This is a genomic window from Alteriqipengyuania sp., from assembly GCF_964222115.1.
GTDB lineage: Bacteria > Pseudomonadota > Alphaproteobacteria > Sphingomonadales > Sphingomonadaceae > Alteriqipengyuania.
The window spans coordinates 21,151-43,695 of record NZ_CAXQBM010000047.1 but is presented as its reverse complement, the minus strand read 5'-3'; the positions used below and the strand labels follow the sequence as shown (position 1 = coordinate 43,695).

Here is a 22,545-nt window from a genome sequence, read left to right as displayed (position 1 = left end):
ACGCTCTTCCGATCTAGAACGGATCGAAAAGCATTTGAAAGATAATCATATTTCGGCGACACGCTTCGGTAGGCGCGCAGTCGGTGATCCTCGATTCGTACTCGACCTCCGGCAAGGGCGAAGGCCGCGTCGACGAACGCTGGAGCGACTGGAAGCCTATCTGCAGTCAGTTGAGGCTGGAGATCCCAACGGTTCCATCAGGAACGGGACTTGCGCTCAACAAGTTGCTTATAGCGACGGGCAACATCTTGCCAAAGTCTTGCCCCGTCCGGCTCGCCGACCTGGCTTAGCTGATCGATCTTCGACGCAATGAATTCACCTCCGGCGTCGCCATGGTGTTTATCCACCCACAGCGCCATGCCCCAAAAGCTCCTGATCACGGGTGAGCATCAGAAGAGTGACCTAATTCCTGCGATGAGCATGAGGACAATCGGAATACCCAGCAGCCATGCTTCGAGCTTCAATTCCCATTCCCGCTCGTTGCTCGGCAACGGATCATCGCTGTCGGGCCAGTCGCGCATCAGCACCACGGATCCCTGCGTCCGGACCAAGTTCGTGCGAGGCCTTCTGCGACCAACTGGTCGCCGATCGAGCGGCCATCGCGGATCAAAACCCGGAGCTTACGACCATATTGGTCTTCATCTCGATTGCCGATTGGAACTGCAGAGAACTCTCCCTGATTGAGCAGAACCACCAACCTGTCACGTGCCTTTATGCCGAGATCGTATTCGTAATCGCATCTTGGCTGCGAGATTTCCGGAGTGTCGATATCCGCGATCCTGATCTTCAAGCCTTCAAGCCAGATAGTGTCACCATCGACAACGCAGGTGCGCCTGACCATGCCGCAAACGGCAAAGCTGTGGGTCGTCCGCGCTTCGGCGCTTGCCGAGCCAAAAGGCCAGTAGATGCCTAAGACGCCGGCCAGAATTCCAACGAGCAATCCTCCGGCAACAAGCAGCGCCAGGCCGCGCAGTTTGCCTTGCTTCTGTCGGGAAACTCCTGCGCGAAAATCGAAGACATTATTCTCAGGTGATCTTCCTGCCATGCCACCTTCTTTCATTTCCGGACCTTCACGCCAAGACACCGTGCTCGCTTTCCCGATGATTTTCGGCTAGTTTCTCTGCAACGCGAGGGGGCGGCCTAGAGGGGAGAGTGCAGACTTGCTCCAGAAGGAGAATGAGCGATGAGCGATCCAGACAACACTCCCAATGGCAGCAAGCAGGACTGGGAAGGCTTTCGGGAGGTCGACCGGGCCATCGCCGAGGATCGTCTGTCCAAGTATTCAGTCCAAAAAGCATGGGCTGATCCCTGGGAAAGGAAGGCTTTGTATCTCACCGCCTTCGTCATCGCATGCTTCGTAATCTATGTGATCATCTACGACGGACTGATTTGAGCTACCATCCTTTCACATCGTCCGCGGCTTCGGCCGAGGCTCCTTTGGCATCGCGGGTCTTTCCGTCGAGGTAGCCCTTTACGGAACCGATCCTCTGTGCTCCCCGTTGCTGGACTCGATCGACATCGCGGGCGATGTTTTCTCGTTCGCTGGATGGGGTGCTCAGGCTTCCCGGCACACCTCCAAGCCGCACCGATCCCCGGACGCTTTCCGCACTACTCACCGAGGGCCGAGCGACGGGCGCAGAGGACGGCAGGACCAGGTCACCTGAGATCTCGGCATTTAGCTGGTCCGCATAGCTTTCGACGAACCGCGCCTGGAGCTGCTGGCCGCGCGCGCTCATCTGGAAGTCGATGTCGTCAAAGCGGACGGGACCGTAGTAGTCCCGGTTAGCCTCGATCTCTGCCATGCCCCATTCGCGATAAGCTTGGCTGAGGTTGAGAGTGCCTGCGGCATTGGCACTTTCGTACCAGCTTGCCTGGTTCTCGAGGCGGCTGGCGATCTCCTCGGCTCGGCGCGCTTCACGCGTATAGCTTTGCGCCTCTGTGATCGAGGTAGTGATGCCTGCCGAGCTGCTGGACACCAGTGCTTCCGAACTAGAGCTCGTCTCGCGCAAGAAACCTTCCCGCGTGCTAGACCAACCACGGCTGTCGGAGAGCTGGCGCAGCGCACCTGTAATGCGTGAGCGGTCTTCTGAAGCGATCCCGATATCGCTATCGGTCCAACTCTGGTTGCGTCCCCCTTTGATCCCACCTGAACCTGTAAATATGCGACCTTCCTTCTTCGCACCGATCCCTGCATCGCCGTTCAAGAACCAGGATACAGTGATGTCGTCGGCGGCACGGCGCGAGAGCCCGAATTGCTGCTGGAGTGTCTTCGAGGCGTTGTCGACCTCGCTGAATGCGCTGCCGATGCTGTCGCTCGTTGACGTGCCACTGACGCTCTCGTTCGAGCGCGAGCGGGTGTAGGCATCGCGCAGCTCGCTGAAGCGGGTGACAGCCGAACTCGTCGATTGTTGGGCAAGGTTCGAAAATGTCTCGCTCTGGCCGCGGCTTTGGCTCGCCATGGTCGCAAGTCGGCTCGAGAAGTCCCGCCCGAGTGTCGGGGTGAACGGATAGCTCGAGGTCGGCACGGTGGCGAATTCGGCTTGAGGGAAGCCGGTGGTCTGGGTGCCGTTTTCGCCCGTGGCTCGAGTCTGCGCGGCGCCGTAGCCAATGTTGGGCGCGAGGCTGGCTTGCGCAAACTGGCGCGAAAACACGTTCGAGTTCTCAAGGCTGGTATTGCCGAGCGAAACATTGCCGGTGCTCGCTTCGCGCGCCGCCTCTTCTGCCGCGTTCTGGCTCGGGTTGAGGTAGCTCGTTGCCTGTCCCGATATTGCGAGCGCGCCCCTGGCGACCCCGCCGGCAAGGAACGGGATCGATGCAACGAGGTAACCGGCCAAGATACCGATATCGTTGTTGACGTCGGTCATGCCTGAGAAGGTCGCTAGGCTGAGACCGGCTGCGCCGCCCGCTGCCGCCACATCGCTCGCGCCCTTGAGCATCAGGATCATGTGCAGGATGACGAACAGCGGTCCCCAGGCGGCGAGATAGAAGAACCCCGTGACGTATCCTCTGAGCGCGATCGGTCCGGTCTTGGGCATCAGGAACAGCGGAAAGAGCACCGGAAAGAGCGCGTAGAATACGACCGTCAGGACGACATTGAGGATCGGGACCCACTTCATCGCGTTGTGCGCGATCGAGGAATAGGTCCTTTCGGTCTGGATATCGGCGCGAGTCTGAGCGAACACATCGACGCTCGATGCGCCGCTTGCTCCGGCGAAGCCATGCATCGCCTGGTTCATGGCGTTAATGGTCAGAACCTGGCGGAAGATGCTGCTTGCATCCTTCGAGACGCCAGTGAGGTACTGATAGGCAATCGGCAGGTCGGCGATGAGCTTGGCCTTCGCGAGCGTTTCGGTCTGCCGGGGGTAGAGCTGGCGCCCGGCGACCTGTGTCATCTCATCGATAAGCCCGGCCCACTGGTTGGAGAGCGCAGTATAGGCTTCGCGGCAGGTGATGATCGAGGCCGTGACGCTATCATCCGCCTGCCGGGTGACGAAGCGCTGTGCACGCGCGGCGCTGCCAGGCGCGATGGTCGCCCAGATATCGTTGCTCTCCGACAATTCCTTCATCGAATAGCGGCCGAGGAGCAGGTCGTAGAAAACGCATTGGCGGATATGCTCGTCGAAATTGGCGGCAAACTCGGGATCGGCAATGCGCAGCGAGCGTGTCGCTTCGAGCAGGCGCGCGCCGTAAATCATGCCGTTCTTCGAATAGTTGAGATCGTCGGGAAGGCCAAAGACGAGCTCTGCGGAACGGGTAAGGTAGTCGCCCGCCTGGCTGGTAAAGCTTGCCATGAGCGCTAGGCCCAGCGGGACATTGGCCACTGCTGCCGGTGCAAGGCTCGGATTGACGCGGTCGGTGACCTGCACATCCATGCGCGGCACCATCAGGCACATGTAGATGAGCGTCGCGCCAAGGAACCAGTTGAGCCAGGCGCGCCAGTCCTGATTGAACGCGACGACAATGACCGCAAGCGCCATGCCCATGACCAGCGCTACCTGGATCAGGCTCTTGTAGCCACCGGCCCCGGTCCACGCGGCGACGGCGTTCAAGACATTGACGATGTACTCGCCGCCGCCGGTAGTGAAGATCTCGACCATGGTATTCGCCTCAGGGGATGATCGAGCGGGACTGGAGGCCGCGTGACCAGTCGAGCGCTGCGGACATCGAGGGCGACATCGAAGCGGCGAGAGCGTTTTCGATCATCGCCGTTTTCTCGATGATCTGCATTATCGCCGAGACCTTGGCCTGACCCGTTGCTTGCCGCTGCACAATGCCCGAGCGAACTTCGGCGACCTGGCCGCGCCAGATCGCAAGCTTGGCTTCATCGGCGGCGATGAAGCTTGCCATCGAACGCCCGGCTTCGGACACGATCCGGTCGAGGATGGCATAGAGCAGGTCGATGCTGGCGATCTCGGCGAGCGTTTCGCGATCGTCGGTCGGCATGCCGCGTCCATAGGCGGCCTGGACGGTAAGGATCTTGTATAAGGGGACAGAGGCGACCTGCAGCAGTTCCTTCTCGGCATTGCCGATTGCGGTATCGGCGCGGATCGCATCGACCATATTGCCGATGAGGAGCGCGACGCGCGGGCGGATGGCCTTCGCATTCGAAAGGCTCATCTGCTCGAAGGTGGGATTGAGGCAGAGATCGGTCTCGTCGCAGCGAAACACGCGCACGGTCTGGCCCTGCGTCCCGTCTAGGAGCGCGCTTACGAGCGTCGAGGACGCGTCGCCCGCGAAGGGCACGAACTTGCCGGGTTCATCATCCTTGGGCGGCACGTAGATGACCGTGCCAATCAGCGTCATGACGTATTCTGCAAGCTCGCGGTCGAAGGTACCGCCGGGATTGAAGAAGGCGCTCTTCTTGAGGACGTGCCAGGTGTAGTTGCGCGCGACGCCCGGATTGACGTCGGCGTAGTCGGTGCCGCCGCCTTCGTTGGTTGACGCGCGCTGGCCGCGCGTGCCGCAGCCGTGTTTGGCGGCCGCATAGTCGGTGAAAATGCCTTCGGAATTCCCGATGGCTTCGCAGATCGCCTTGTCGGCGAGATCGCCCTTGGGCCACAGGCCGCCGACCAGCCCCTGCGCCATTTCGCAGGAGTTGATCGAGAGATTGTTCATGAGTTGAGCCTTCTGCGAAAACTCCTGCATGATCTTGTTGCACTCGGGACAGACGGTGTCGATCGCGAGGCTGAAAGCAAAGCCGACCGCGTTGTTGGCGACGGCTTTCAGGAGCGCGACCATCTCGCTCGCATTGATGAAGGAAAAAGACCCGGCAAAGATATCGATGCCTCCGCAGCCCGCCCTTGCGCGCGGCAGCTGGAGATTGGCGATGTTGGTCGTCTTCTGAGGGAAGCGTGTCCAGACATTGCCGAGGCTGTAATATCCCGCCGACTGGCCTTCGAAGGCGGTTGGGCCCGTGACATTCGCCGCCGCCCCCATGTCATCCATGAAGCGGTCCATGCTGTCGCCAACATTCGCGGCGACCGGTGAGGCAACCATGCTGGCGGCGGCGAGGGTCAATGCCGCATTGCGGATGCTAGTAATCATGTCCGGCTTCCTTGGAGGTGAGAAGGTAGATGCGGTCCTGGAGTTCGTCGGCCGAGAGCACACCGTAACCGATCGGGATCGGGCGTTTGGTCACGCTGTCCCACAGCACCAGAGCGGGGGTGGCTTTGCCTTCGAGACCAAGCTTGCCGCGCTGGTTCGTCTCGACCCGATAGTCGGGAAAGTGTCTCGAGGGTCCGCCATCGGTCGAGATCGCGCGTACGGTAATCCGCCATCGGTCGGCGACGCCTTTGACGATCGGGCCCATCACTTCGCACGGGCCGCAGGTCGAACTGAAGAAATAGAACAGGCCGTAGCGCTGCGAGAGCGTTGCCATGACGTGATCGCGCTCCGCGCTGCGGGCATCCTGCCACTGCTTCTTGGCGACCGCTCCGACGGGGCGCTCAAGCGTGTAGTCGAGGTCCGGGTCCCGCCAGATCGCCCGCTGCCAGACATCGGAGAACAGCGAGGCGCGGTCGAGCTGCGCGCGCTGAAAGCGGATATAGGCCGCGACATTGGCTTCGGTCGGATAGAGAATCGCGCGCGCTTTGAGTTCGCGCAGCTCGGAGGTGATCGCGTCGAGTTCTTGGCTGGCCGCGACCGGCTCGGCTTCAGGCTGTTGTGGCTCTTCAATGGGAGCGGGCTTCACGCAGTAGAACCAGTAGCCGAGCCTACGCTCTTGGCAGTAGAGCGCGTCGGCAGCGGTGGTCGATCTTGTGTCCTGCCGCTCCTGCGCCTGGGCCAGAGTGGCGGGCAGGGCAGCTATGCCGAGCGCGAGCGCCGTGAGGTGATGCAGATGGGTCATTGGCCGCCCCTTGCGTAATAATCTTCGATCCTCTGCTGGATGAGGATGCTGGTCTCGAGTTCGTCGGGCAGCCGCGCGGCCTCGGTGAACTCGGCATAGACCTCGCTGAAATCCATCCGGCTCAAATCAAGCCGGGCAAACTCGTCGAGAGTGAACCCCTCACATTGTTCTTCTTTGGGCTTGTCCCATGGCTTGGGGAGCTGCTTGCGGCCCTGTTCCTGCAGGATCCGCGAGAGCTTGCTCTCGAAACAGCAATAGACCTTCTTCTTCGTCAGGCAGACGCCAAGGAACTTGTCCGAACAATAGGTCCCGACATAGGCGCACAGCCCCTGCGCATCGCGTTCGTGGAGCAGCACTTCCTCGCGGTTGCAGCCGAGCGCGACCAGCAGGCTAATACCTGGAATGAGCGGGAAGCCCTTGCCCTTGCAACAATTGAGGACGCCGAAGACCTTGGACGAGCATGTGTTGCGCGTGCCGCGAAACAGCGTCAGCGTGTTCGGATCGAACTGGCCGCGCGCCTCGTCCATGGCGTGCAATGCGACCGCCGCATCTTTGAACTCGTCATTGGCGGTGCGCTCGATCGTCTCGCAGCTACCGTCAATGCAATAGACATCGCCGTCGCAGACATATTGCGTGGCGCTATTGGCCTCAGGCAGCGGGCACTCGTAGATGCGCTCCCAGGTCTCGCAAGGCGTCTCGTCGGTGAGGCATTCCTCGCGGATGAAGCGGCAAGTGCCCTGGCTTTCGATGTCCGAACAGTCGCTCGCCGCCTCGCGCGATGTGCAGGTGTAGCTGCGCTGCCATTCCCAGCAGGGCCGCGTAACCGAGACGCCGTCGACCACGCGGGTTTGGGGATCGGCATCGGTGCAGATCTCTGCGTCGAGCGCGCAATCGCCATTATCGGCAAATCCGGTGCACTGGCTCTCGTCGGAAAAGGTATCGACCGTGCTGTCCGTGGTCACCGCATAGGGCGTGTAGCGTGCATCCGGAGTGTCGCATGTGATTTCGGCGATGGGGTCGCCAGGTTCAATGCAGTATCTGTAGAACTGGTCCTGCCGCCACTGGAGGCAGGGTCCGGGCCGATACCCGGTGATCCGGCACGAGCCACCATCGAATGCCGAGCACCAGGGATATCCATAGACTGTGCTCGTCTCATTGCAGAGATAGTGCCATTGCTGGCGCCGGGTCACGTTGGCGACGAGCGGCACCGCGCATTGGCCCGCCGACTGGTCGATCCGCGTGCCGGTGTTGCAGGTCGCGGTATAGGTTCCCGCCGTGCCCGAGCCGGGCGGCAGGGGGACACAATTGCCCTGGCCGCCCGAGATATCCATGCCGCTGGTGTAGTCGAGCGGGGTCTCGTTGATGGCGAGGCTGCGCGCGATGACGTCCTCGATCTCGTTCGGATCGAAGCGCGCGCGATTGGCTACGCTGTCGCGCATTGCCCGATAGCCCTGGTGTCCGGTGACAGCGGAGGCCGCATTGCTCTCGATCCGGTCGGGATCGTCGGCGAGCGTTTCCAGGTTTCGCACGGCGTTGCGGTCGTAGTTGGGCAGGTTTGCTGCATTGGGCTGCGATCTGGCAGCTTCTTGCGCTTCGCCGCGCAGGCTTTCGCCAAAGGCCTTGCCATCGGCCCGCGCGTCCTGCTGCTGCGCGGAAAGGGGCGCGGCGACGGCGAGAAGACCGAGCAGTCCTATGCGAAGCGATTGTATGAGCCTCATGGCCGTTCTCCTTCGAGCCTGCGGGAATGGAGGCGCGCGAGCTGCGCTCCCGGACCGCCTCCCGAAGCGAAGGTGTCGAGCACTTCGGCCACGCTGATATTGCCGGCAATGCGGTCGTGCGGCGGCAAGACGTCTTTGCAGTCGAACCCGTCGCAGGGGCTGAAATCGCTCGCGATCATCACGAAGCTCGGGGCAACCTTGATATCGAAGGCGCGGAACAGGCGCGGGTCGATCCCGAGCGCGCCGGCATCATCGCGATCGCTCCAGATAGCGGCGATGCGCTTCTTGAAGCGCGCGCTGTCGCCTTGCGGAAATCCGCGCAATACGGTGACGCCGCCGGCCCTCGAGACATCGCGAACCAGCGCCTTCAATGAGGGTTCGGGCATTGCCAAGGAGGCAAACGCGATGAACCGGGGCGTTTCGCCCATCGCTGCCACTTCCGCATCGGCCTGGGCGCGGATCATGCCATCGAGATCGAGCGGCCCGGCATTCGCGGTCGCCTGCGCAGTCTCGGCATAGACTGCGCGATTGTCGAAAGCCGTTTGCTGAGCGGCGCGCGCGTCGTCTGCGAGGGCATCCGCTTTTGTCCTGACCGATGTGGCGAGCGCCTCGGCGTCGGCGGCATGTTCGGCCGCGCGCGCGCGGATCTCAGCGAGGTCAAGGTCGGGCCCGGCATCCTGCGCAGAAGCTGCGGCAAATCCGGCAGCGATCACCAGACTAAGGCCAACGAGTATGGGGAAAGCGTTTCTCATAGCGCGCAGCAATTCCTTTTGCGCCAGACGAGGTATCCCATGTCTTCGCCAATGGCGGGGATGACCTGTCCGGGGGACTGGAAGGTGGTTGAGGCACCCACGGGCGGGCAGGCGTAGCGGCCCTTGGTCGCCGGGTTGGGGTTGGTGGCCTGGAAGCGGTATTGCTGCTTCCTCATCACCGGCATCAGGTACTTGCCGCACAGGCCCTTCGACCCCATCGTCCCCCATGAGACGAGCTCGCGGTGGAGCTTGTAGGCGAAGCGCGAGAGCACGAGCCGCGAGGCCTGAACGTGTCCGATCGAAGCGGAGACATTGCCATTCATCGGGTACATCGAACCCTGGCAGCCCGCGCACCAGAACATCTCGTCGAGCGGCAGGTTCGCGGTCGAAGCAGCGCAATCCGCAGCGCACGCGGCAAGCGCCAGCGGGTTGGCAAACAGCACGGCCTCGGGATTGATGATCGCGGTGAGCTCGCTGTCCTGCCACAGCGGATCGATTTCGGAGATGTAGAGGATGTCGATTGAGCCCGGCTCAAGGCACAGGAAATCGGCGACGATCTCCATCCAGTAGATCAGCGGATAGGCATACCAGTGGACGTGCCAGCTCGAATAATATTGGCTTGCGCCGCCCACGGCCGACGGACCCGAGATCGAGCGGAAGCCGATATCGAAGCCGGGATCGAGCTTCATCCCGCCGAGGTTCACGAAGCACCATGGCTTCATGCTGACATCGGCGAGCCGGACGGGCTCCCAGAAGCCCATGGCGATCCCGGGCCTCAGACCGCACAGGCACACCGGCAGGTCGGGATTATCGGGATCGGGACGATTGCTCGGCCAGATTTCGAGCCCGCCGACTGAGATCGGGAACAGGCACGACCAGCAGATGTCGGTGATCGGATTGACGAACTGCCCGGTGCATTTGCCAGGCCCGGCATCGGCCGAGGCGGGCGAGGCAAGAGCGAACGACAACGTCGCGGTGACGAGGATCAGGAAGGCGCGGATGTTGCTCATGGTTGGGCCTTTCGCGGCGGGAGCGTGATCTCGCTCACCTCGAGCATCCGCCCGTTCTGGCGCACCCGCGCGGGGACGGCCCTGATGCCGAATTTTTGCGTCAGTTTGCCGCCCTGATCGAAATAGAAGCGGCGTTGACGGGCCTTCATCAGCTCGAGCGGTGCGCCTTTCACGAGGATCAGCTTGGCGTGCGCGTCCTGCCCCAGCGCCCAGGCGATCTGCGAGGGATCGTCGCCGTCGATAAACAGGAGGTCGCCGCGCAGCTTGACGCTGTCGAGCGGATTGACCTGCGTTCCGGCGGCATGGATCAGCTCGCCTTTTGCGCCCCGGATATCGGCAGCAAGCGTGATTGTCGGGTCGAAGGCCCATTGACGGCTTGCGCTTGCGCGAATGAGGCCGGCAACCGGATCGGGCCGGTTGACGCGGGCGATTGTGCGACGTTTGAGTTCCTCGTTGAGCCGGGCGGTCTCGCCCGATTTTTCCATCTGCGCGAGGCGCGTATGGATCTGTTCGAGCAGGTCGCGCTCGATCACGGGGAAGACCGCGCCGCGCTGGCCGTAGTCTCGTGCCTGCAGGCTGGCAGGGAGCGCCGCGAGGAAAAGCGCGCCAATCGGAAGGAGGGAGCGCATCACAGGATTGCCCTCCCGCTGCCGAGGATCTGCCCGCGACACACGTACCCGATTGCGCCGTAGCGGCTGTCGAGCCCGCGCGGATGGTCGGTTCCGGTGTAGTAGCAACCTTCCGGTATTGCGCCTTCGGGACCGCGCGTAAGCGGCACGCCAAGGCGGGTGACCTCGAGCAGGCTCGCGACCTGCTTCCCGTTGATGAAGACCGCATCGCCCTCGTGGCGCACGACATCGCCCGGCATGCCAAGGACGCGCTTGCCGAACATCTGCGGTCCCTTTCCGAAATGCCTTTCGACGAGTTCGCTTTGCGGCGGCTCAAAGAAGATCAGGCTGCCGCGCATGATCGGCGCGTGCTTTTCGAGCCAGAACGCCCAGTTTGGCAGGCTCGGGCTCGCATTGATGAGGAAAGCGTGGTCCTTGCCGAAGGCATCGAGCGGCGCCCAGGCGAGCGGCAGCAGGACCAGCCCCGAGAGCAGCAGTGAACGGCGGATCGAGCGGGGCAGGCTCATGGCTGGATCTCCCCTGCGAGCTTGTCCGCAATGCGCTGCTCGAGTTCGGAGGTTGCGTCTTCGGCAGCGCCCGCGAGCACGGCCTCGGCAACCAGCACCACGCGGCCGTCATGGCCCATGTCGGCAACGGCGCTTTCGGCGGCCTTGAGGTAGGCAAGGCTAGCCGCTTGGACGACCGCCGGATCGGCATCGGCGCGCGCGGCTTCCTCGACGAATGTCCCGATGGTCTCGGCGAGCCGGACCGTGACGATCCGCTGCTCCGGGGAGCTGGTGACCTGCTGCGTGATCCACGCACCCCACAGGAGCGCGGCAACGAGCACCGCTACGGCGAGGAGTTTCGGGCCCAGCTGGCTAAGCGGGAGGTGCAGTCTATCCATGGCGGGGAGATCCTTCGGCGAGGCGGCGATCGAGGCGGCGCAGGAAAGCCGGCAGCCGCAGCAAGGTGAGGCCCCCGGCTGCGATGAGAAATGCGATCTGGAGGTCCTGCGCAAAGAAGCGGCGCGCGACCGGTTCAGCGGTGCGGTAATGGTCGGCAAGATTGCCGAGCTGCGCGAACAGCGCCGTGAGATCCCAGCCTGCTACAGCCAGGAACACGAACAGCGGCAGGCCGAGGACCAGCAGCAGCGTGCTCGCCGCGAAGCTTGCCATTTCGATCAGCACCAGGCAGGTGCCCTGGAACAGCGCCAGCCAGTCGATCACACGGTGCTTGTCGCGGGCTTGTCTGACTGACGGAAGCGGCACGCGATCTACGAGCGTGGTGGTCTCGAGCACCATCACATGCCTCCTTCCACGCCTGCGACCAGCGCGACTGCGCGCTCCAGCGGCATGCCGTTTTCGACATGGCGGTGGATCGCGGCATAGGTGTCGGGATCGGAGGAGAAGATGGTTGCCGAGAGTGGGTCGAGCACCAGGCGTCCAACCGCTTCCATCTCGGGACCTTTGAGGTAGATCTCGCTGTACTCGGTGCCCGAGCGCTTGAGGCTGCGGATCAGCGTCTCGGTCCGGTCGTCCATGTCGAGCCGCGCTTCCTTGCGGAAATCGGCGATGGTCTCGGGCTTCTGTTGGAGCACCAGCATCCAGTCGCTGTTTTCGAGCGCGGCGCGCGCACCATCGGACTTGTAGTAGTCGTTCAAGGACTGGGTCGCGGTCGCAAGCGCGCCGCCATATTTGCGCGCGGTGCGGGCATAGGTCTCGACGAACTCGCCCATCGAGCCGCCCCTGAGCATCGCCCAGGCCTCGTCGATCAGCAGCAGCTTCTTGGTCGAGCGCGAAGAGCGCGTCATCGCCTGACCGGTCATGAACATGATTGCCGAGAGGACAACGCTTCGAAGCTCCTCGCGGGACGCGAGGTCGCTCATCTCGAACACAGTGAAATCGTCTTCGAGCGCGAAACTCGCTTTCCCCGAGAAGAACCCGGCATAGCTGCCACCGCGGCAGAAGGGCGCGATCGCTGTGGCGAGATCCTTGCCCGCCTCGTTCTCGCTCTGATGGAGCGCATGCGCGACGTCGTCGATCGCCCCGCCGCTGCCGAGCGCTTCCCACACCTGCGTCACCGCGCGGTCGATCAGCCCGCGCTCCGTGTCCGAAGGCGCGGCGCTTGGCCGCGCCATCTGGCCAACGATGGCCTTGATCATGGCGAAGCAGTCGAGCCGGTAATCCTCGTCTTCATGCGCGCGCGCATCGTCGACCATCGAGAAGGGGTTGAGCGAGAATCCCGAGGCGAGCGTGAACTCGACGAAGCGGCCGCCCTGTAACTTGACCGAATGCTCAAAACTGCGTCCGTCGTCGATCACCACGACCTTGGCGCCCGCGCCGCGCAGCGCGGCGCACAGCTCCTGCAGCAGCACCGACTTGCCCGAGCCCGACTTTCCGCAGATCGCGATGTTGTGGTTGCCCGCCGCGTTCTCGAAGGGCGACCAGAAGAAGGGCTGGCCGCGCCGTCCGAGGAGCAGCAGGTGCGGGATCGTCCCGCCGAGATACTCGCCCTGCAGGGGGGCGATATTGGCCGCGGTGGTCGAGAGCATGGTTCGAAAGCGTTTGAGCCGCGCAAGGTCGTGGACCAGACCATCGGCGAGGCTCAACGGGAACGAGGCGACGAGGCCCTGGAGCTGGAGGAAGCGCTCGTCGGCAAGGTCCCATCCGGCCGCCTTGTAAATCGCCTTGACCGTGCGCTCATGCGCATCGCCTTCGCCGAGCGGCGAGATCGTGGTGAGACCATAGAACAGCTTGACGAGCTTCTTGCCCGCTTGGAGTTCGGCCTGGACGTGTCTCCATTCTGCCGACTGCTCCGACAGTTTGGGCAGGAAGCGCGCGCTTTTGGTCTCCGACAGGCTGGTGGTGCGCATGAACTTGTAGCCTGCGCGCGCCGAGGCGGCTTCCTGGTCGGGATAATGCAGGCACAGCATGGTCGCAGCCGGGCAGGGAAAGCGCAGCTTGTCGGTGAACATGTCGCCGATGAGCCGCGCGCATTCCCACGGTGCCCAGCGCTCAGGGGTAGAGCGCACGCCGTAATGGCGCATATCGAAGCGGTCGGGATAGCATTCACCTACCTGCGGCACGCCATCTCGCGAGCGCCCGGTCTCGCGGAAGCGCTCGGTGCGCAAGATCAGCCGGTCGTCCTCGACTTCGAGTTCGATGTCGCGGCGGATCGCTTGCGCGTCGAGCGTGTCCTCGCGGTTCCAGTGGGTGAGATCGGGTTCGCGCGCGGTGGTCGGCGAGGTGAGCTCGTCGACCAGTGCGAGGAGGCCTGCGGGCTCGAGCCTGTTCGATGCAAGGCCGAGCGAGTTCAGCATCCCCGCCATCCCGTCGCGGCATTCGGTGAGTTCTGCATCGGTGACGCTTCCGGGCACCGGAACGCCGAGCGAGAGCACCAGACGCACATGGCGTGCATGAAACGGCGCGTGTGCCGAGCCCGACTTCCAGACGAGATCGTAGAGCCGGTTGGTGCGGGCTTTCGCAATCGCTTCGTAGATCCCGCCCTGCTCGTAGCGCGGTGCGAACCACGGGCCGACGATGGCGCCGATGCGCGGGGACGCGAAGTTCAGCACCTGCAAACAGGCGCCTTGCGGCAGGCTCTCGGAAAAGAACTGGCCGAGGATCTCACCTGTCCGCTCGTCGGCGCCGATGAGCGGGGTGACTTCGAGAATGAAGCCCTTCGAGTGCGCGTTGCGGTAGAGCCCCGGGCCCTCGTCATAGACTCGGTACGGAAGCCAGTCCGACAGCATGTCGAGCGCGAAACGCGGCTGCGCATGATCGCCCCTTTTCGCATCGCCGAACAGGCCAGCGAGAAGCGCGTCGCGCGCAGAGGATAGCGAGAGGTTCACTTGGGCTCTCCTTCGGGCAGAACGGGGTGGGGCACCTGGCCGGGGGAGGGGGGACGACCAGGTGCCCCGGGGTCCGGCGCTTTGGCGCCGGGCAGCTCCGTCAGATCCTGCGAGGGGATGACCAGGACATCGGGAGGCTGCTGGGGGGAGGGATTGGAATGCTGGAATGGACGTGCTTCTGCGGCGGCGGGCGGCGGGCCTTCCGCTTCAGCCGGGCGCGCCAGTGCGCGCAGAACGTCGCCGGTCGAACGCGGCGCGCGCCAGCGCTCGGCAGCGCGATCGGGCAGCACGACATGAACGACCCGGGCCTCGTGGATGCGGCCCGCCTCGTCGCGGTAGCCCGCAACGACGATCCGCAATTCGCGATCACCGACCCCGTGCGCTCGCGCAGAGGCATGACCGGACCGTTCTGCCTGTGAAGCGCGGGTGGCGGCATCGTCGATCATCGAGGTTGGCGCGCAGCTTCCCTCCGGCGCGCGGCAGGAAAAGTCGCCCTTGACGTTGCCGCCAAGCGTCGCGCAGCTGGCGATCATCAAGGAGAGGGTTGCCGTCGCTCCGACACGGGTCACACGGCCGCTCATTGCTTCGATCCGGTCTTGGCATTGGCAAATGCGCGCAGTGTCTTTGCATCGCGGTAGCCGTGCAGCACCGCACCGTCGCGCGCTCTGACGATCACCGGGGTTCCGGCAAAGCCGTTGGCCTGTGCAAAGGCTTCGTTGGCATCGAGCGCAGCTGCTTTCTTGCAGGCAGCGCGCGGTTCGAGGTGCTTGCCGGTGTAGGCGGCATGGAGCGCCCCGACCGGATCGGCGGCGCACAGCACCGCCTCGGACATGCGGCGGCTCGATGCGCCGAAGATCGAGATCGGCCGCTCCTCGACAAGGACGCCTGCCTTCTCGAGTTCGCCGGTGAGCCGCTTGCAGTAGCCGCACTGGAAATCCGAGAAGACAACCAGCTTCGGCCCCTTGGGATTGCCCCACAGGATCGCGCCTACTGCGGGCAAGACTTTGAGATCGACATGCGTCGCGGCCCGCCTGTCGCGGGGTTCTGCAACGTCGTGCCGACCGGCAGTGTCCTCGCCGGCAGCGCGGGCTGCGCCGGCGGCGAGCAGGTCGGGATTGAGTTCAAGCAGGCGCGCGGCGGTTACGTCGCGCCGCTCCTCCATGTCGTAGAGCCGCCCGACGAAGAGGTAGCGTGCCGCTTCGTCGATGTAGAACAGCGTCTCTCCCGAGACGACCTCGCACCACGGCGCGAATGTCTTGCAATCGAGCGCGTCGATCGGTGTCTTGGGCAGACGAAGCTTGAGCGCTTCAACCACATTCTGCGTGATCGCGGCCTGCGCCGGCATGGCGGTCACTACCGCGACACCGCTTGTAAGGAGGGCTGCTGCGCTGGCGGCGGCGAGCGATATGTGCGCGGCGCGCGCCTTGAGGCCGGGCCGCTGGTTCGAGTAGTTCATTGGGGTGTGCTCCTGACATGGACGCCGTCGAGAAAGACGATCTCGACTGCGATGCCGGTCGGCATCTCGACGACGGGTTGGTACTGTTCTGCGCGTTCGATGAGGTATTTGCTGACCGTGTCGGCGGCTTCGCCCGCGCCCTGGCCGAGGCCGCCTGCGAGAATGTCGGTCGGCGAGAGCGCGTCGCGCCTGCCGTCGCTGCCGACAGGCTGCGCAAAGATGCCGTTGGCATTGGCCGAGAAGCCGCGTCCGAACCCGCCGACGATCCCGGCGAGCAGCGCCTGGCTGACGAGGCTGCCTTCGCGGCTGACGACATTGCCGCGAACGCCCGACTTGCCGGCAAAGGCGATGAACCCCTTGACCTCGCTCACCGCAAAGCGTCCGCCCGGTTGCGCACAGGTCATGCGCACAAGCTTGACGTAAACCTTCTCGGCCGAGAGATCGCCGCGCGCCGCGCCGTTGACGAGGCAGCCGGTGAGATCGGTGGTGAGAAGCTTGTTGCCCTGCAGCACCGAGCGCGCCGGACCGGTGATACGCAGCACCACGGGCAGCGGATCGCTCTGGCTGGTAACGCCCGTCGAGGCGTCGACCCCGACGATCACGGTGGCAGGTGCATAGCTGTTGGGCGGCAGGTAATCGCGGCTTGCCTCGAGCAGCAGCGTCGGCGCGCTTTCGATTGCCTTGGTCTTGGCGGCGCCCGGCTTGTCGGATGAGAAACTCAGCAGGCTTGCCTTGGGTTCGCTGGGTGGCTCGAGCGCTCCGGGAGGGAAGCCCGGAGCCCGCGGATCGGCTGAGGGAACCGGCGTAACTGGGGGATTGGCGCGCACCGTCTCGAGTTCCGAGCGCAAGGCGGCGTTCTCGGCCGAGATCGCATCGATCGCCGCCTGACCGTCGCTGATCATCCGCGCGTTTTCGCCGCGCAATGTCTCGAGCTCCTGCTCGATCGAGGCCTTGGGAAGCTGGCTTTCCTGCAGGTCCTTGATCGCGCGGCCCTGCGCATCAAGACGGTTGCCATAAGTGGCGACGAATTCGCGCTGCGAGAGATTGCGATTGACCAGCGCGCCGGTCTCGATCGTGGTCGCGCCCGCGCCGCCGGCGCCGGCTTCATCCTCGCCGCCGCAGATGAACATCGAACCGGAGATGAGTGCCACCCCGCCGATGCCGGCGAGCAGCAGCTTCTGGCGCTGCGCGACCGTGCGGTTGAGATTGCGCCGGGCTTCGCCGCGCGTCTCGTCCTTGGGCGCTGCGGCGGGCGTATCGTGTCTGTCGGTATCGGCCATTATTCGAGCCCTCCCTTCGCAAAGACGAGGAAGGCCTGCGTGCTCTCGCCGGGCTGGAGACTGTCGCGGCCATAGGCAAAGGCCAGCGCCCCGGCGGGCGCCTCGCGTTCACCGGCAAGGTCGACGGGCATCGGGCCGAGATTGCGCAGGGTGAAGGCCTGACCGATCAGCTCGGCACCTTCATATTCGGCGACCTGCTGCACTTCGAGGCTGTCGGTGCGGCGTGGTCGCGAGAGTTCGGCGCGCGCCCGGAAGCCCGGCAGAACACCGTCGCTCGCCATCGCCTCGATCAGGCGGATCGCGGCTTCGTCGCGCGTCGCTGCATAGCCTTCCCATTCGCTCGCCTGGGACTTGGCGAGCGCGGGATTGGTGACGAAGAGCTGGCTCGCTTCCTCGCCATCGACGCGGCAGGCGAACTTATAGACATAGCCCGCGCTGCTGGTCGCGAAGAAGCTGACTCTGGCGCTCGCATATTGCAGCGGCACCGAGACATAAATGTCGCCGCGCACCGGTTCGTGGGTCACCTCGAAATCGTTGTAGGGATAGCCGCTCGCCATCTTCGAGACATTGGCGAAACCATCCTCGATGAGGGCGATACGGGTCAGCGCGCCGCGCGCGAGCACGCAATCGATCGCGGCGCCATCAGCGGCCTCGACGAACTGGTCGGCATGTGCCGGTGAAGCGTAGGCGGCCGTGGCGATTGCCAGCGCAACGCTGGTCAGCGCGGCGGGGAAGGGGCGGGATAGGAGTGTCATGGGTTCTCCTCCTCGGTTTCGGTTGGGAGCTGGCGGAAGCCGGTGAGGCCGAGGCTGAGGCCGCGGCGGTTCCAGCTGAATTCGAAGCTGCGCTCTTGGCTTGCGATCACCTGCGCACCGACGAAGGTCTTGAGCGTGCCGGTGACGACAGCGGTGAGCGCCTGCGCGTCGACCTCCATCCGCGAGATGACGAAGGCCTGGCTGATGTCCGAACCGCGCTGCTCGTCGACGATCTTGACGAGCTCGGCCTTGAGGCTCCCGTGCGCTGACGGATCTGCCACCTTGAGGACCTGTTCCATCCAGTAGTCGAGGCTCTCGGGTGCGCGATTGAGCAGCATGAGCGCGGTGTCGCGGGTTACGAGTTCGAGGTAGTGCGCATCGGTACCGCCGCTCCCGAGCGTCAGGCGCTCGGTCGTGACAGGCACCAAAATGACGCTTTCCTCGCGCGTCGCCGCCGCGCCGACCGCCAGCAGGCTGGTAAGGCCCAGCACGGCTGACAGCGCGGCGAAGCGGTTGCGCTGTTTGAGGTGACGCTGCGCTTCCTCATAGGCGAATTCGTGTTTCACTTGGGTCCTCCCTCAGCCTGCGAGCAGGCGGCAGTGGGAGGGCGGCGTGGCTTTCAGCCCGAGGAAGCTCCCCGGCAGATACCAGTAGGCAGCATGGACCAGTTTCGACCCTGCGCCTGATGCCTTCGCCTTTCGAAGGGCGAACCAGGTCATGACCGATAGGCCGGTGCCGATGATGATGTGCTGCGAAAGGATGCCCCACGCGAAGGGGACGAGCAGTCCCGCAAACTCGTCGATGGTCCAGAAGCCGATGAGCTCCGGGTCGTCGAGCCGCCGTGGAACGAGGTATCTGTCGGCCATGCCGCCCTCCCGTCGTTAGACCGCGATCAAATGGTTGCGGTCACGACCGAGGTGACGATCGGCACGCCTGTGCCGACGCCAATTCCGACACCGACCGGGACCGCGACCTGCCCAAGGGCGAAGCGGCCCGAGGCGAGCGCGATCAAACCGCCGGCAAGGCTGAGGACGGTGATGATCTTGCCGCCCGAACCTTCGAGGAAGTCAGTGAACTTCTGCAGCGCCGGATCAAAGGTCGTGTCGGCACCGGCATAGGCGGCACCGGCGCAGGCGACCGCAATCGCGGCCGGAAGAATATAGTCGCGGGCACGAATGCCTTTGACGGATGGGCGGGGAAGGGTGATTGCATTGTTCATCGAGGAACTCCGTTTCGAACATTGGCAGCGATGCGTTCGCTGTATGTTCTTTCCTCGATTGGAAGGCAGGGTGTAGGAAAACGGAAACTGCCGCACGCGGCATTCCGACCAAGAGAAATCGTCGATTCTGGGCAATCTGACCGGGCTTTGCGCGACCGGTGCAGACATTGCGGCCAAGAATACCGATCATTGCGCCACCCATACCGAAATCTGAGATCGAGGGACCGGACTCTGCGCGAATCAAATCGTGTGACGATGAGCCAGTTTCCTACGAGTTCCTTATTTGTTCTTTTTCCTTTCCTACAGTTTGACGCGTCGCCTAGCCTGTTGGTGATTCGCTAAAGATCACCGGAAGCAGGAACAATGGCGCGAAACACAAACGACAAATGGGGAGAACTATCGCGAGGAGTCGCCGCTTTCCTCGACCATGCCGTGGACGAAAGTGGCAAGTCCCGGCGGACGATTGCCGCACAGACGAATATCAACAAGGACGCGCTCCGACGCATCCTCGCCGGGACAAGGTCAGCCACACTGCTTGAGGCGCTGGCCATCCTTGACGCGAGCGGTCACGCGCCGCGCACCTCCCTGATGCTGGCACTCGCGGGGTACTCGCAGCGTAGCAAGGATTGGCAGAATAGCGGCGTGCTGGAATTTCTTGAAACCTTCATAAGCGAGTTGCCGTCTGCTTTGGATCAAGCGCTGGGCGAGAGGCTGCTCGATGTGAGACCGCGCTGGGCAAAGGGGACCGCTCACCGCACCGCCGGTCTCCTGTCGGATCACCTCGCGCAACTGGAGCGGCAGGATGAACAAAGCTTCGCTCTCTGAAATGACGACTGGTCTCGAAACGGACGCGGAAGCCGTTCCTGTCGAGCCAACGCCAGACCGGCTCATTCGTCTTCCCGAGGTCATGGCGCGCGTGGGCCTGCGCCGAACGGCAATCTATCAGCGGATGCGCGAAGGCCGTTTTCCAAAGTCGCGTTCGCTCGGTCCCCGTTGCACGGTTTGGGTCGAAGCCGAGATCGATGACTGGATCGGTTCTGTTGTCGAACGCACCGACGAGATATGTCAGAACACGCCCCGAATTTCGAGATGATCATGGTTTGCGTCCCGTCACCGCTCGAATAAACGCGCGCTGTCCCGCTAGCCGGAAAGCACTTCGATTATCCGGCATTCGCCAACCGCTCCGTGCTGGCAGTCGTCGACCATATGGCGCAGTTCGGTTCGCAGTTTTCGCAAGTCACCAAGCTTCCGATCCACCTCGCGTAGGTGGAGGCTGGCAATAGAGTCCACGGCTTCGCACGATTGCGATGGATCATCCGACAAAGAAAGCAATTGGCGCACCTCCGCCATGGTGAAGCCGAGGTCGCGTGCGCGGCGGATAAACCGCAATCTGGCCAATTCGGTCGGGCCATAGTCCCGGTAGTTTCCGGCGGTGCGTGGTGGTTCCTCCAGCAATCCGGTCCGTTCGTAGTAGCGGATCGTTTCGGCGGTCGTGCCGGTCTTCCGCGCCAGGGCACCAATCTTCATGGGTTTCTCGCAATGCTTGACCTTGTAGCCACTACAAGGTGCATAAGACGATTCGAAGATGCAAGCAGAACGGTAAAATCCTGTGGCAAAGAAGGACATTATTGAACTTATCGAAGCTGAGCGGCGCGTTTTCCGTGCCGCCAGGCAGTCTGGTGACCGGGCTTTGGCTTGGACCGCGCTCGAGCGGGAACATATTCTGGGCCAGGGCTTCTTCGGGCCGCACCTTCGTTCACATATGACGATGCTGGGCTATGCAGTTGAAACCCGCGATGGCCGCGAAGTTCTGGGGCAGGTCATACGTCTTGCGCTCGCTCCCCTTGGTAATCTCACCGGACGGCTCCCCTGGGGCAATACCGGACGCGCAAACGTGAGCGCATTCGCGCCAATGCCATACCCGGACGACCTCGCGGAGGTTTTCACCATCTCTTCGGACGAGGTTCGCTAGCACGCGCCATGGCAATTCTATCCAACGAACAGGTTGAACGTCTCTACGACAAGAACGCGGGAATCTATGACCGATTGGTGTCGGGGTTTCGGTGGGCCGGTCTTGGTCGCTGGCGACGCGATCTGGTTAACCGGCTTGAACTCAAGGCCGGTGACCATGTGATCGATCTATGTGCTGTCACCGGCGCAAACCTCGCGTTTCTGCTTGAGAGAGTAGGACCAAGCGGCAAGGTGACGCTGGTCGACCTTTCGCAAGGCATGCTCGACCAAGCCCGTCGACGAGCGAAGCGCCTGCGAGCTAGCAATGTCGAATTTGTGCAGTCAGACGTAGCCGCCTTCCGCTTTCCGAGCGAGACCAGCGCAGTCATCAGCACCTTTCGACTGGAAATGCCACCTGACTACGCCGCGATCATCGAGCGCGCCTCAGCTGCTCTCCCGACGGGTGGCCGGATGGCCCTGCTTGGCCTGAAGCACCCCGAGCGCTGGCCGCGATGGCTGATTGAAATCGGAATATTCGCTACGAAACCGTTCGGCGTCTCGCGCGAATACGAAGAATTCCGCCCGTGGCTACCAGCCCGCCGAGAGCTGAACGAACTCCATTTCCGCGAGTTTCTGGCAGGATGCGCTTACGAATTCGTCGGTGCCAAATCGTAATGCGGCAGAAGCCGCAGTTGCGTGACTGCTTTTGTCTAGCTTCATGCGGGTTCCCCTGTTGAGTTCGAGCCCAAATACACCACATCCGCTTGCGCTGGTCAGTCGATTTTAACCGTGCGCAGATAGGGGCGCAGCGTTGTGAAACCTTGCGGGAAGCGCGCTTTCGCTTCTTTATCGGAAACAGACGGTGGAATGATGACGTCATCCCCACTCTGCCAATTGACCGGGGTTGCCACGCCTTTACTTTCGGTGAGCTGGACTGAATCGAGCAATCGGAGCACTTCTTCGAAATTGCGTCCGCTGCTCATCGGATAGAGTAGCATCGCACGGATTTTTTTGTCCGGGCCAACGATATAGACGGCGCGAACGGTAGCATTGTCGGCTGCGGTTCTTTGCTCCGCACTGCCAGTCTCCTCGGCGGGCAACATATTGTAGAGTTTGGCCACCTTCAGGTCGCTGTCGCCGACCACCGGGTAATCGACTTTATTGCCGCTGACCGCCTCGATATCGGGTAGCCAGTCGCGATTGTCTTGGCTGCTGTCGACCGACAGGCCGAGAATCTTGGTGTCGCGTTTGGCAAATTCCTCGCCGAGACCGGCCATGTAACCCAGCTCGGTCGTACAAACCGGGGTAAATGCCTTTGGATGAGAAAACAGGATAGCCCAATTGTCGCCGATCCAATCATGGAAGGTGATGGTGCCTTGGGTCGTTTCCGCTGTGAAATCGGGAGCTGTCGAGCCAATGGAGAGGGTCATGTCAAAACTCCTATTTATTCTGGGGGAGGTGTCCGCCGTCCTCATATTTTGGCGGGTGTGTGGCCTGCGGCACGTCGAATGTCGGCGCAATCGATTGCGTGAGTCTCGACCTCACCTGCATTTAGTGAGGCGGAAATGCTCACTGGCGCTCCCGCCTCCTACAAGATTGCG

General features: G+C 63.0%; 28 protein-coding genes. 5 read left to right on the top strand and 23 right to left on the bottom strand.

What is annotated here, in order from left to right:
- Positions 1-197: 197 nt before the first annotated feature.
- From ACEQXE_RS07365 to ACEQXE_RS07355, 3 genes are read right to left on the bottom strand one after another with little or no spacing between them, the layout of a single operon-like run.
- On the bottom strand, positions 198-359 hold the full coding sequence (locus tag ACEQXE_RS07365; protein WP_370178254.1) for a hypothetical protein: 162 nt from the start codon (positions 357-359) through the stop codon (positions 198-200).
- A 30-nt stretch (positions 360-389) separates the two neighbouring features.
- Complete coding sequence (locus ACEQXE_RS07360; protein WP_267878786.1) at positions 390-521, bottom strand: hypothetical protein; 132 nt, start codon at positions 519-521, stop codon at positions 390-392.
- Complete coding sequence (locus ACEQXE_RS07355; protein WP_011413817.1) at positions 521-1,060, bottom strand: thermonuclease family protein; 540 nt, start codon at positions 1,058-1,060, stop codon at positions 521-523. Before ACEQXE_RS07355 ends, ACEQXE_RS07360 begins: the two co-directional genes overlap by 1 nt.
- Positions 1,061-1,183: 123 nt before the next feature.
- On the opposite strand from ACEQXE_RS07355, the gene ACEQXE_RS07350 reads away from it, so the two are divergent.
- Positions 1,184-1,393: a hypothetical protein gene (locus ACEQXE_RS07350; protein ID WP_010412566.1), complete on the top strand. Its 210-nt coding sequence runs from the start codon at positions 1,184-1,186 to the stop codon at positions 1,391-1,393.
- Position 1,394: 1 nt separating this feature from the next.
- On the opposite strand, the gene ACEQXE_RS07345 is transcribed toward ACEQXE_RS07350, so the two are convergent.
- Genes ACEQXE_RS07345 through ACEQXE_RS07260 form a run of 18 tightly spaced genes read right to left on the bottom strand, consistent with a single transcriptional unit; the run spans position 1,395 to position 18,994 of the window.
- On the bottom strand, positions 1,395-4,097 hold the full coding sequence (locus ACEQXE_RS07345) for a conjugal transfer protein TraG N-terminal domain-containing protein (RefSeq protein WP_370178253.1): 2,703 nt from the start codon (positions 4,095-4,097) through the stop codon (positions 1,395-1,397).
- A 10-nt stretch (positions 4,098-4,107) separates the two neighbouring features.
- Positions 4,108-5,544: a conjugal transfer protein TraH gene (locus tag ACEQXE_RS07340; protein ID WP_029140023.1), complete on the bottom strand. Its 1,437-nt coding sequence runs from the start codon at positions 5,542-5,544 to the stop codon at positions 4,108-4,110.
- The gene (locus tag ACEQXE_RS07335; protein WP_010412575.1) at positions 5,534-6,346 is read right to left on the bottom strand and encodes a conjugal transfer protein TraF; all 813 of its coding nucleotides are present in this window, start codon (positions 6,344-6,346) and stop codon (positions 5,534-5,536) included. The genes ACEQXE_RS07340 and ACEQXE_RS07335 overlap by 11 nt, the downstream gene beginning before the upstream one ends.
- Positions 6,343-8,064, bottom strand: a complete 1,722-nt coding sequence (locus ACEQXE_RS07330) for a conjugal transfer protein TraN (protein ID WP_010412579.1) — start codon at positions 8,062-8,064, stop codon at positions 6,343-6,345. Before ACEQXE_RS07330 ends, ACEQXE_RS07335 begins: the two co-directional genes overlap by 4 nt.
- On the bottom strand, positions 8,061-8,816 hold the full coding sequence (gene trbC, locus ACEQXE_RS07325; RefSeq protein ID WP_010412581.1) for a type-F conjugative transfer system pilin assembly protein TrbC: 756 nt from the start codon (positions 8,814-8,816) through the stop codon (positions 8,061-8,063). Before trbC ends, ACEQXE_RS07330 begins: the two co-directional genes overlap by 4 nt.
- Positions 8,813-9,826 (bottom strand): conjugal transfer pilus assembly protein TraU, encoded by a 1,014-nt coding sequence (traU, locus tag ACEQXE_RS07320; RefSeq protein WP_010412584.1) that lies wholly within the window; start codon positions 9,824-9,826, stop codon positions 8,813-8,815. The genes trbC and traU overlap by 4 nt, the downstream gene beginning before the upstream one ends.
- Positions 9,823-10,455 carry a type-F conjugative transfer system protein TraW gene (gene traW / locus ACEQXE_RS07315; RefSeq protein ID WP_370178252.1) on the bottom strand — a complete coding sequence of 211 codons (633 nt, stop codon included), beginning with the start codon at positions 10,453-10,455 and terminating at the stop codon, positions 9,823-9,825. The genes traU and traW overlap by 4 nt, the downstream gene beginning before the upstream one ends.
- A complete protein-coding gene (locus tag ACEQXE_RS07310; RefSeq protein WP_370178251.1) occupies positions 10,455-10,961 on the bottom strand; it encodes a S26 family signal peptidase in 507 nt (168 codons plus the stop codon). Before ACEQXE_RS07310 ends, traW begins: the two co-directional genes overlap by 1 nt.
- Positions 10,958-11,338, bottom strand: coding sequence for a TrbI F-type domain-containing protein (locus ACEQXE_RS07305; protein WP_007163821.1), 381 nt, complete (start codon positions 11,336-11,338; stop codon positions 10,958-10,960). Before ACEQXE_RS07305 ends, ACEQXE_RS07310 begins: the two co-directional genes overlap by 4 nt.
- Complete coding sequence (locus tag ACEQXE_RS07300) at positions 11,331-11,735, bottom strand: hypothetical protein (protein ID WP_010412603.1); 405 nt, start codon at positions 11,733-11,735, stop codon at positions 11,331-11,333. Before ACEQXE_RS07300 ends, ACEQXE_RS07305 begins: the two co-directional genes overlap by 8 nt.
- Entirely contained in the window at positions 11,735-14,284 is a 2,550-nt protein-coding gene (gene traC, locus ACEQXE_RS07295; RefSeq protein WP_370178250.1) for a type IV secretion system protein TraC, read from the bottom strand. Before traC ends, ACEQXE_RS07300 begins: the two co-directional genes overlap by 1 nt.
- Complete coding sequence (locus ACEQXE_RS07290; RefSeq protein WP_370178255.1) at positions 14,281-14,817, bottom strand: hypothetical protein; 537 nt, start codon at positions 14,815-14,817, stop codon at positions 14,281-14,283. Before ACEQXE_RS07290 ends, traC begins: the two co-directional genes overlap by 4 nt.
- Positions 14,818-14,861: 44 nt before the next feature.
- Complete coding sequence (locus ACEQXE_RS07285; RefSeq protein ID WP_007163824.1) at positions 14,862-15,740, bottom strand: DsbC family protein; 879 nt, start codon at positions 15,738-15,740, stop codon at positions 14,862-14,864.
- Positions 15,737-17,020, bottom strand: coding sequence for a TraB/VirB10 family protein (locus tag ACEQXE_RS07280; protein ID WP_370178249.1), 1,284 nt, complete (start codon positions 17,018-17,020; stop codon positions 15,737-15,739). The genes ACEQXE_RS07285 and ACEQXE_RS07280 overlap by 4 nt, the downstream gene beginning before the upstream one ends.
- Positions 17,020-17,775: a type-F conjugative transfer system secretin TraK gene (locus ACEQXE_RS07275; RefSeq protein WP_011413831.1), complete on the bottom strand. Its 756-nt coding sequence runs from the start codon at positions 17,773-17,775 to the stop codon at positions 17,020-17,022. Before ACEQXE_RS07275 ends, ACEQXE_RS07280 begins: the two co-directional genes overlap by 1 nt.
- On the bottom strand, positions 17,772-18,341 hold the full coding sequence (locus ACEQXE_RS07270) for a type IV conjugative transfer system protein TraE (protein WP_370178248.1): 570 nt from the start codon (positions 18,339-18,341) through the stop codon (positions 17,772-17,774). The genes ACEQXE_RS07275 and ACEQXE_RS07270 overlap by 4 nt, the downstream gene beginning before the upstream one ends.
- A gap of 12 nt (positions 18,342-18,353) precedes the next feature.
- Positions 18,354-18,641 (bottom strand): type IV conjugative transfer system protein TraL, encoded by a 288-nt coding sequence (gene traL, locus ACEQXE_RS07265; protein WP_010412623.1) that lies wholly within the window; start codon positions 18,639-18,641, stop codon positions 18,354-18,356.
- A gap of 26 nt (positions 18,642-18,667) precedes the next feature.
- Positions 18,668-18,994 carry a hypothetical protein gene (locus tag ACEQXE_RS07260; RefSeq protein ID WP_010412629.1) on the bottom strand — a complete coding sequence of 109 codons (327 nt, stop codon included), beginning with the start codon at positions 18,992-18,994 and terminating at the stop codon, positions 18,668-18,670.
- Positions 18,995-19,426: 432 nt separating this feature from the next.
- On the opposite strand from ACEQXE_RS07260, the gene ACEQXE_RS07255 reads away from it, so the two are divergent.
- Together ACEQXE_RS07255 and ACEQXE_RS07250 are read left to right on the top strand one after the other, a co-directional pair.
- Complete coding sequence (locus ACEQXE_RS07255; protein ID WP_010412634.1) at positions 19,427-19,819, top strand: hypothetical protein; 393 nt, start codon at positions 19,427-19,429, stop codon at positions 19,817-19,819.
- A 1-nt stretch (position 19,820) separates the two neighbouring features.
- Positions 19,821-20,087, top strand: a complete 267-nt coding sequence (locus tag ACEQXE_RS07250; RefSeq protein ID WP_010412637.1) for an AlpA family transcriptional regulator — start codon at positions 19,821-19,823, stop codon at positions 20,085-20,087.
- Between the two features lie 47 nt (positions 20,088-20,134).
- Here the strand turns inward: ACEQXE_RS07250 and ACEQXE_RS07245 are convergent, their stop codons facing one another.
- Positions 20,135-20,521 (bottom strand): helix-turn-helix domain-containing protein, encoded by a 387-nt coding sequence (locus ACEQXE_RS07245; protein WP_010412642.1) that lies wholly within the window; start codon positions 20,519-20,521, stop codon positions 20,135-20,137.
- 82 nt (positions 20,522-20,603) lie between these two features.
- On the opposite strand from ACEQXE_RS07245, the gene ACEQXE_RS07240 reads away from it, so the two are divergent.
- Together ACEQXE_RS07240 and ACEQXE_RS07235 are read left to right on the top strand one after the other, a co-directional pair.
- A complete protein-coding gene (locus tag ACEQXE_RS07240; RefSeq protein ID WP_010412645.1) occupies positions 20,604-20,966 on the top strand; it encodes a DUF3703 domain-containing protein in 363 nt (120 codons plus the stop codon).
- A gap of 8 nt (positions 20,967-20,974) precedes the next feature.
- Positions 20,975-21,619, top strand: coding sequence for a class I SAM-dependent methyltransferase (locus tag ACEQXE_RS07235; protein WP_010412648.1), 645 nt, complete (start codon positions 20,975-20,977; stop codon positions 21,617-21,619).
- A 98-nt stretch (positions 21,620-21,717) separates the two neighbouring features.
- On the opposite strand, the gene ACEQXE_RS07230 is transcribed toward ACEQXE_RS07235, so the two are convergent.
- Positions 21,718-22,374: a peroxiredoxin gene (locus ACEQXE_RS07230; protein WP_370178247.1), complete on the bottom strand. Its 657-nt coding sequence runs from the start codon at positions 22,372-22,374 to the stop codon at positions 21,718-21,720.
- Between the last annotated feature and the right edge of the window lie 171 nt (positions 22,375-22,545).

Bases quoted from the DNA above. Each gene is read 5' to 3' on its own strand.
- ACEQXE_RS07305 (WP_007163821.1), bottom strand. From the start codon at position 11,338: ATGGATAGACTGCACCTCCCGCTTAGCCAGCTGGGCCCGAAACTCCTC.
- ACEQXE_RS07290 (WP_370178255.1), bottom strand. From the start codon at position 14,817: ATGATCGCCAGCTGCGCGACGCTTGGCGGCAACGTCAAGGGCGACTTT.
- ACEQXE_RS07330 (WP_010412579.1), bottom strand. From the start codon at position 8,064: ATGAGGCTCATACAATCGCTTCGCATAGGACTGCTCGGTCTTCTCGCC.
- ACEQXE_RS07275 (WP_011413831.1), bottom strand. From the start codon at position 17,775: ATGACACTCCTATCCCGCCCCTTCCCCGCCGCGCTGACCAGCGTTGCG.
- ACEQXE_RS07345 (WP_370178253.1), bottom strand. From the start codon at position 4,097: ATGGTCGAGATCTTCACTACCGGCGGCGGCGAGTACATCGTCAATGTC.
- ACEQXE_RS07285 (WP_007163824.1), bottom strand. From the start codon at position 15,740: ATGAACTACTCGAACCAGCGGCCCGGCCTCAAGGCGCGCGCCGCGCAC.
- ACEQXE_RS07365 (WP_370178254.1), bottom strand. From the start codon at position 359: ATGGCGCTGTGGGTGGATAAACACCATGGCGACGCCGGAGGTGAATTC.
- ACEQXE_RS07260 (WP_010412629.1), bottom strand. From the start codon at position 18,994: ATGAACAATGCAATCACCCTTCCCCGCCCATCCGTCAAAGGCATTCGT.
- traU (WP_010412584.1), bottom strand. From the start codon at position 9,826: ATGAGCAACATCCGCGCCTTCCTGATCCTCGTCACCGCGACGTTGTCG.
- ACEQXE_RS07340 (WP_029140023.1), bottom strand. From the start codon at position 5,544: ATGATTACTAGCATCCGCAATGCGGCATTGACCCTCGCCGCCGCCAGC.
- traL (WP_010412623.1), bottom strand. From the start codon at position 18,641: ATGGCCGACAGATACCTCGTTCCACGGCGGCTCGACGACCCGGAGCTC.
- ACEQXE_RS07280 (WP_370178249.1), bottom strand. From the start codon at position 17,020: ATGGCCGATACCGACAGACACGATACGCCCGCCGCAGCGCCCAAGGAC.
- ACEQXE_RS07250 (WP_010412637.1), top strand. From the start codon at position 19,821: ATGACGACTGGTCTCGAAACGGACGCGGAAGCCGTTCCTGTCGAGCCA.
- ACEQXE_RS07245 (WP_010412642.1), bottom strand. From the start codon at position 20,521: ATGAAGATTGGTGCCCTGGCGCGGAAGACCGGCACGACCGCCGAAACG.
- ACEQXE_RS07355 (WP_011413817.1), bottom strand. From the start codon at position 1,060: ATGAAAGAAGGTGGCATGGCAGGAAGATCACCTGAGAATAATGTCTTC.
- ACEQXE_RS07360 (WP_267878786.1), bottom strand. From the start codon at position 521: ATGCGCGACTGGCCCGACAGCGATGATCCGTTGCCGAGCAACGAGCGG.
- ACEQXE_RS07350 (WP_010412566.1), top strand. From the start codon at position 1,184: ATGAGCGATCCAGACAACACTCCCAATGGCAGCAAGCAGGACTGGGAA.
- ACEQXE_RS07310 (WP_370178251.1), bottom strand. From the start codon at position 10,961: ATGAGCCTGCCCCGCTCGATCCGCCGTTCACTGCTGCTCTCGGGGCTG.
- ACEQXE_RS07235 (WP_010412648.1), top strand. From the start codon at position 20,975: ATGGCAATTCTATCCAACGAACAGGTTGAACGTCTCTACGACAAGAAC.
- traW (WP_370178252.1), bottom strand. From the start codon at position 10,455: ATGCGCTCCCTCCTTCCGATTGGCGCGCTTTTCCTCGCGGCGCTCCCT.
- ACEQXE_RS07300 (WP_010412603.1), bottom strand. From the start codon at position 11,735: ATGGTGCTCGAGACCACCACGCTCGTAGATCGCGTGCCGCTTCCGTCA.
- ACEQXE_RS07335 (WP_010412575.1), bottom strand. From the start codon at position 6,346: ATGACCCATCTGCATCACCTCACGGCGCTCGCGCTCGGCATAGCTGCC.
- ACEQXE_RS07230 (WP_370178247.1), bottom strand. From the start codon at position 22,374: ATGACCCTCTCCATTGGCTCGACAGCTCCCGATTTCACAGCGGAAACG.
- trbC (WP_010412581.1), bottom strand. From the start codon at position 8,816: ATGAGAAACGCTTTCCCCATACTCGTTGGCCTTAGTCTGGTGATCGCT.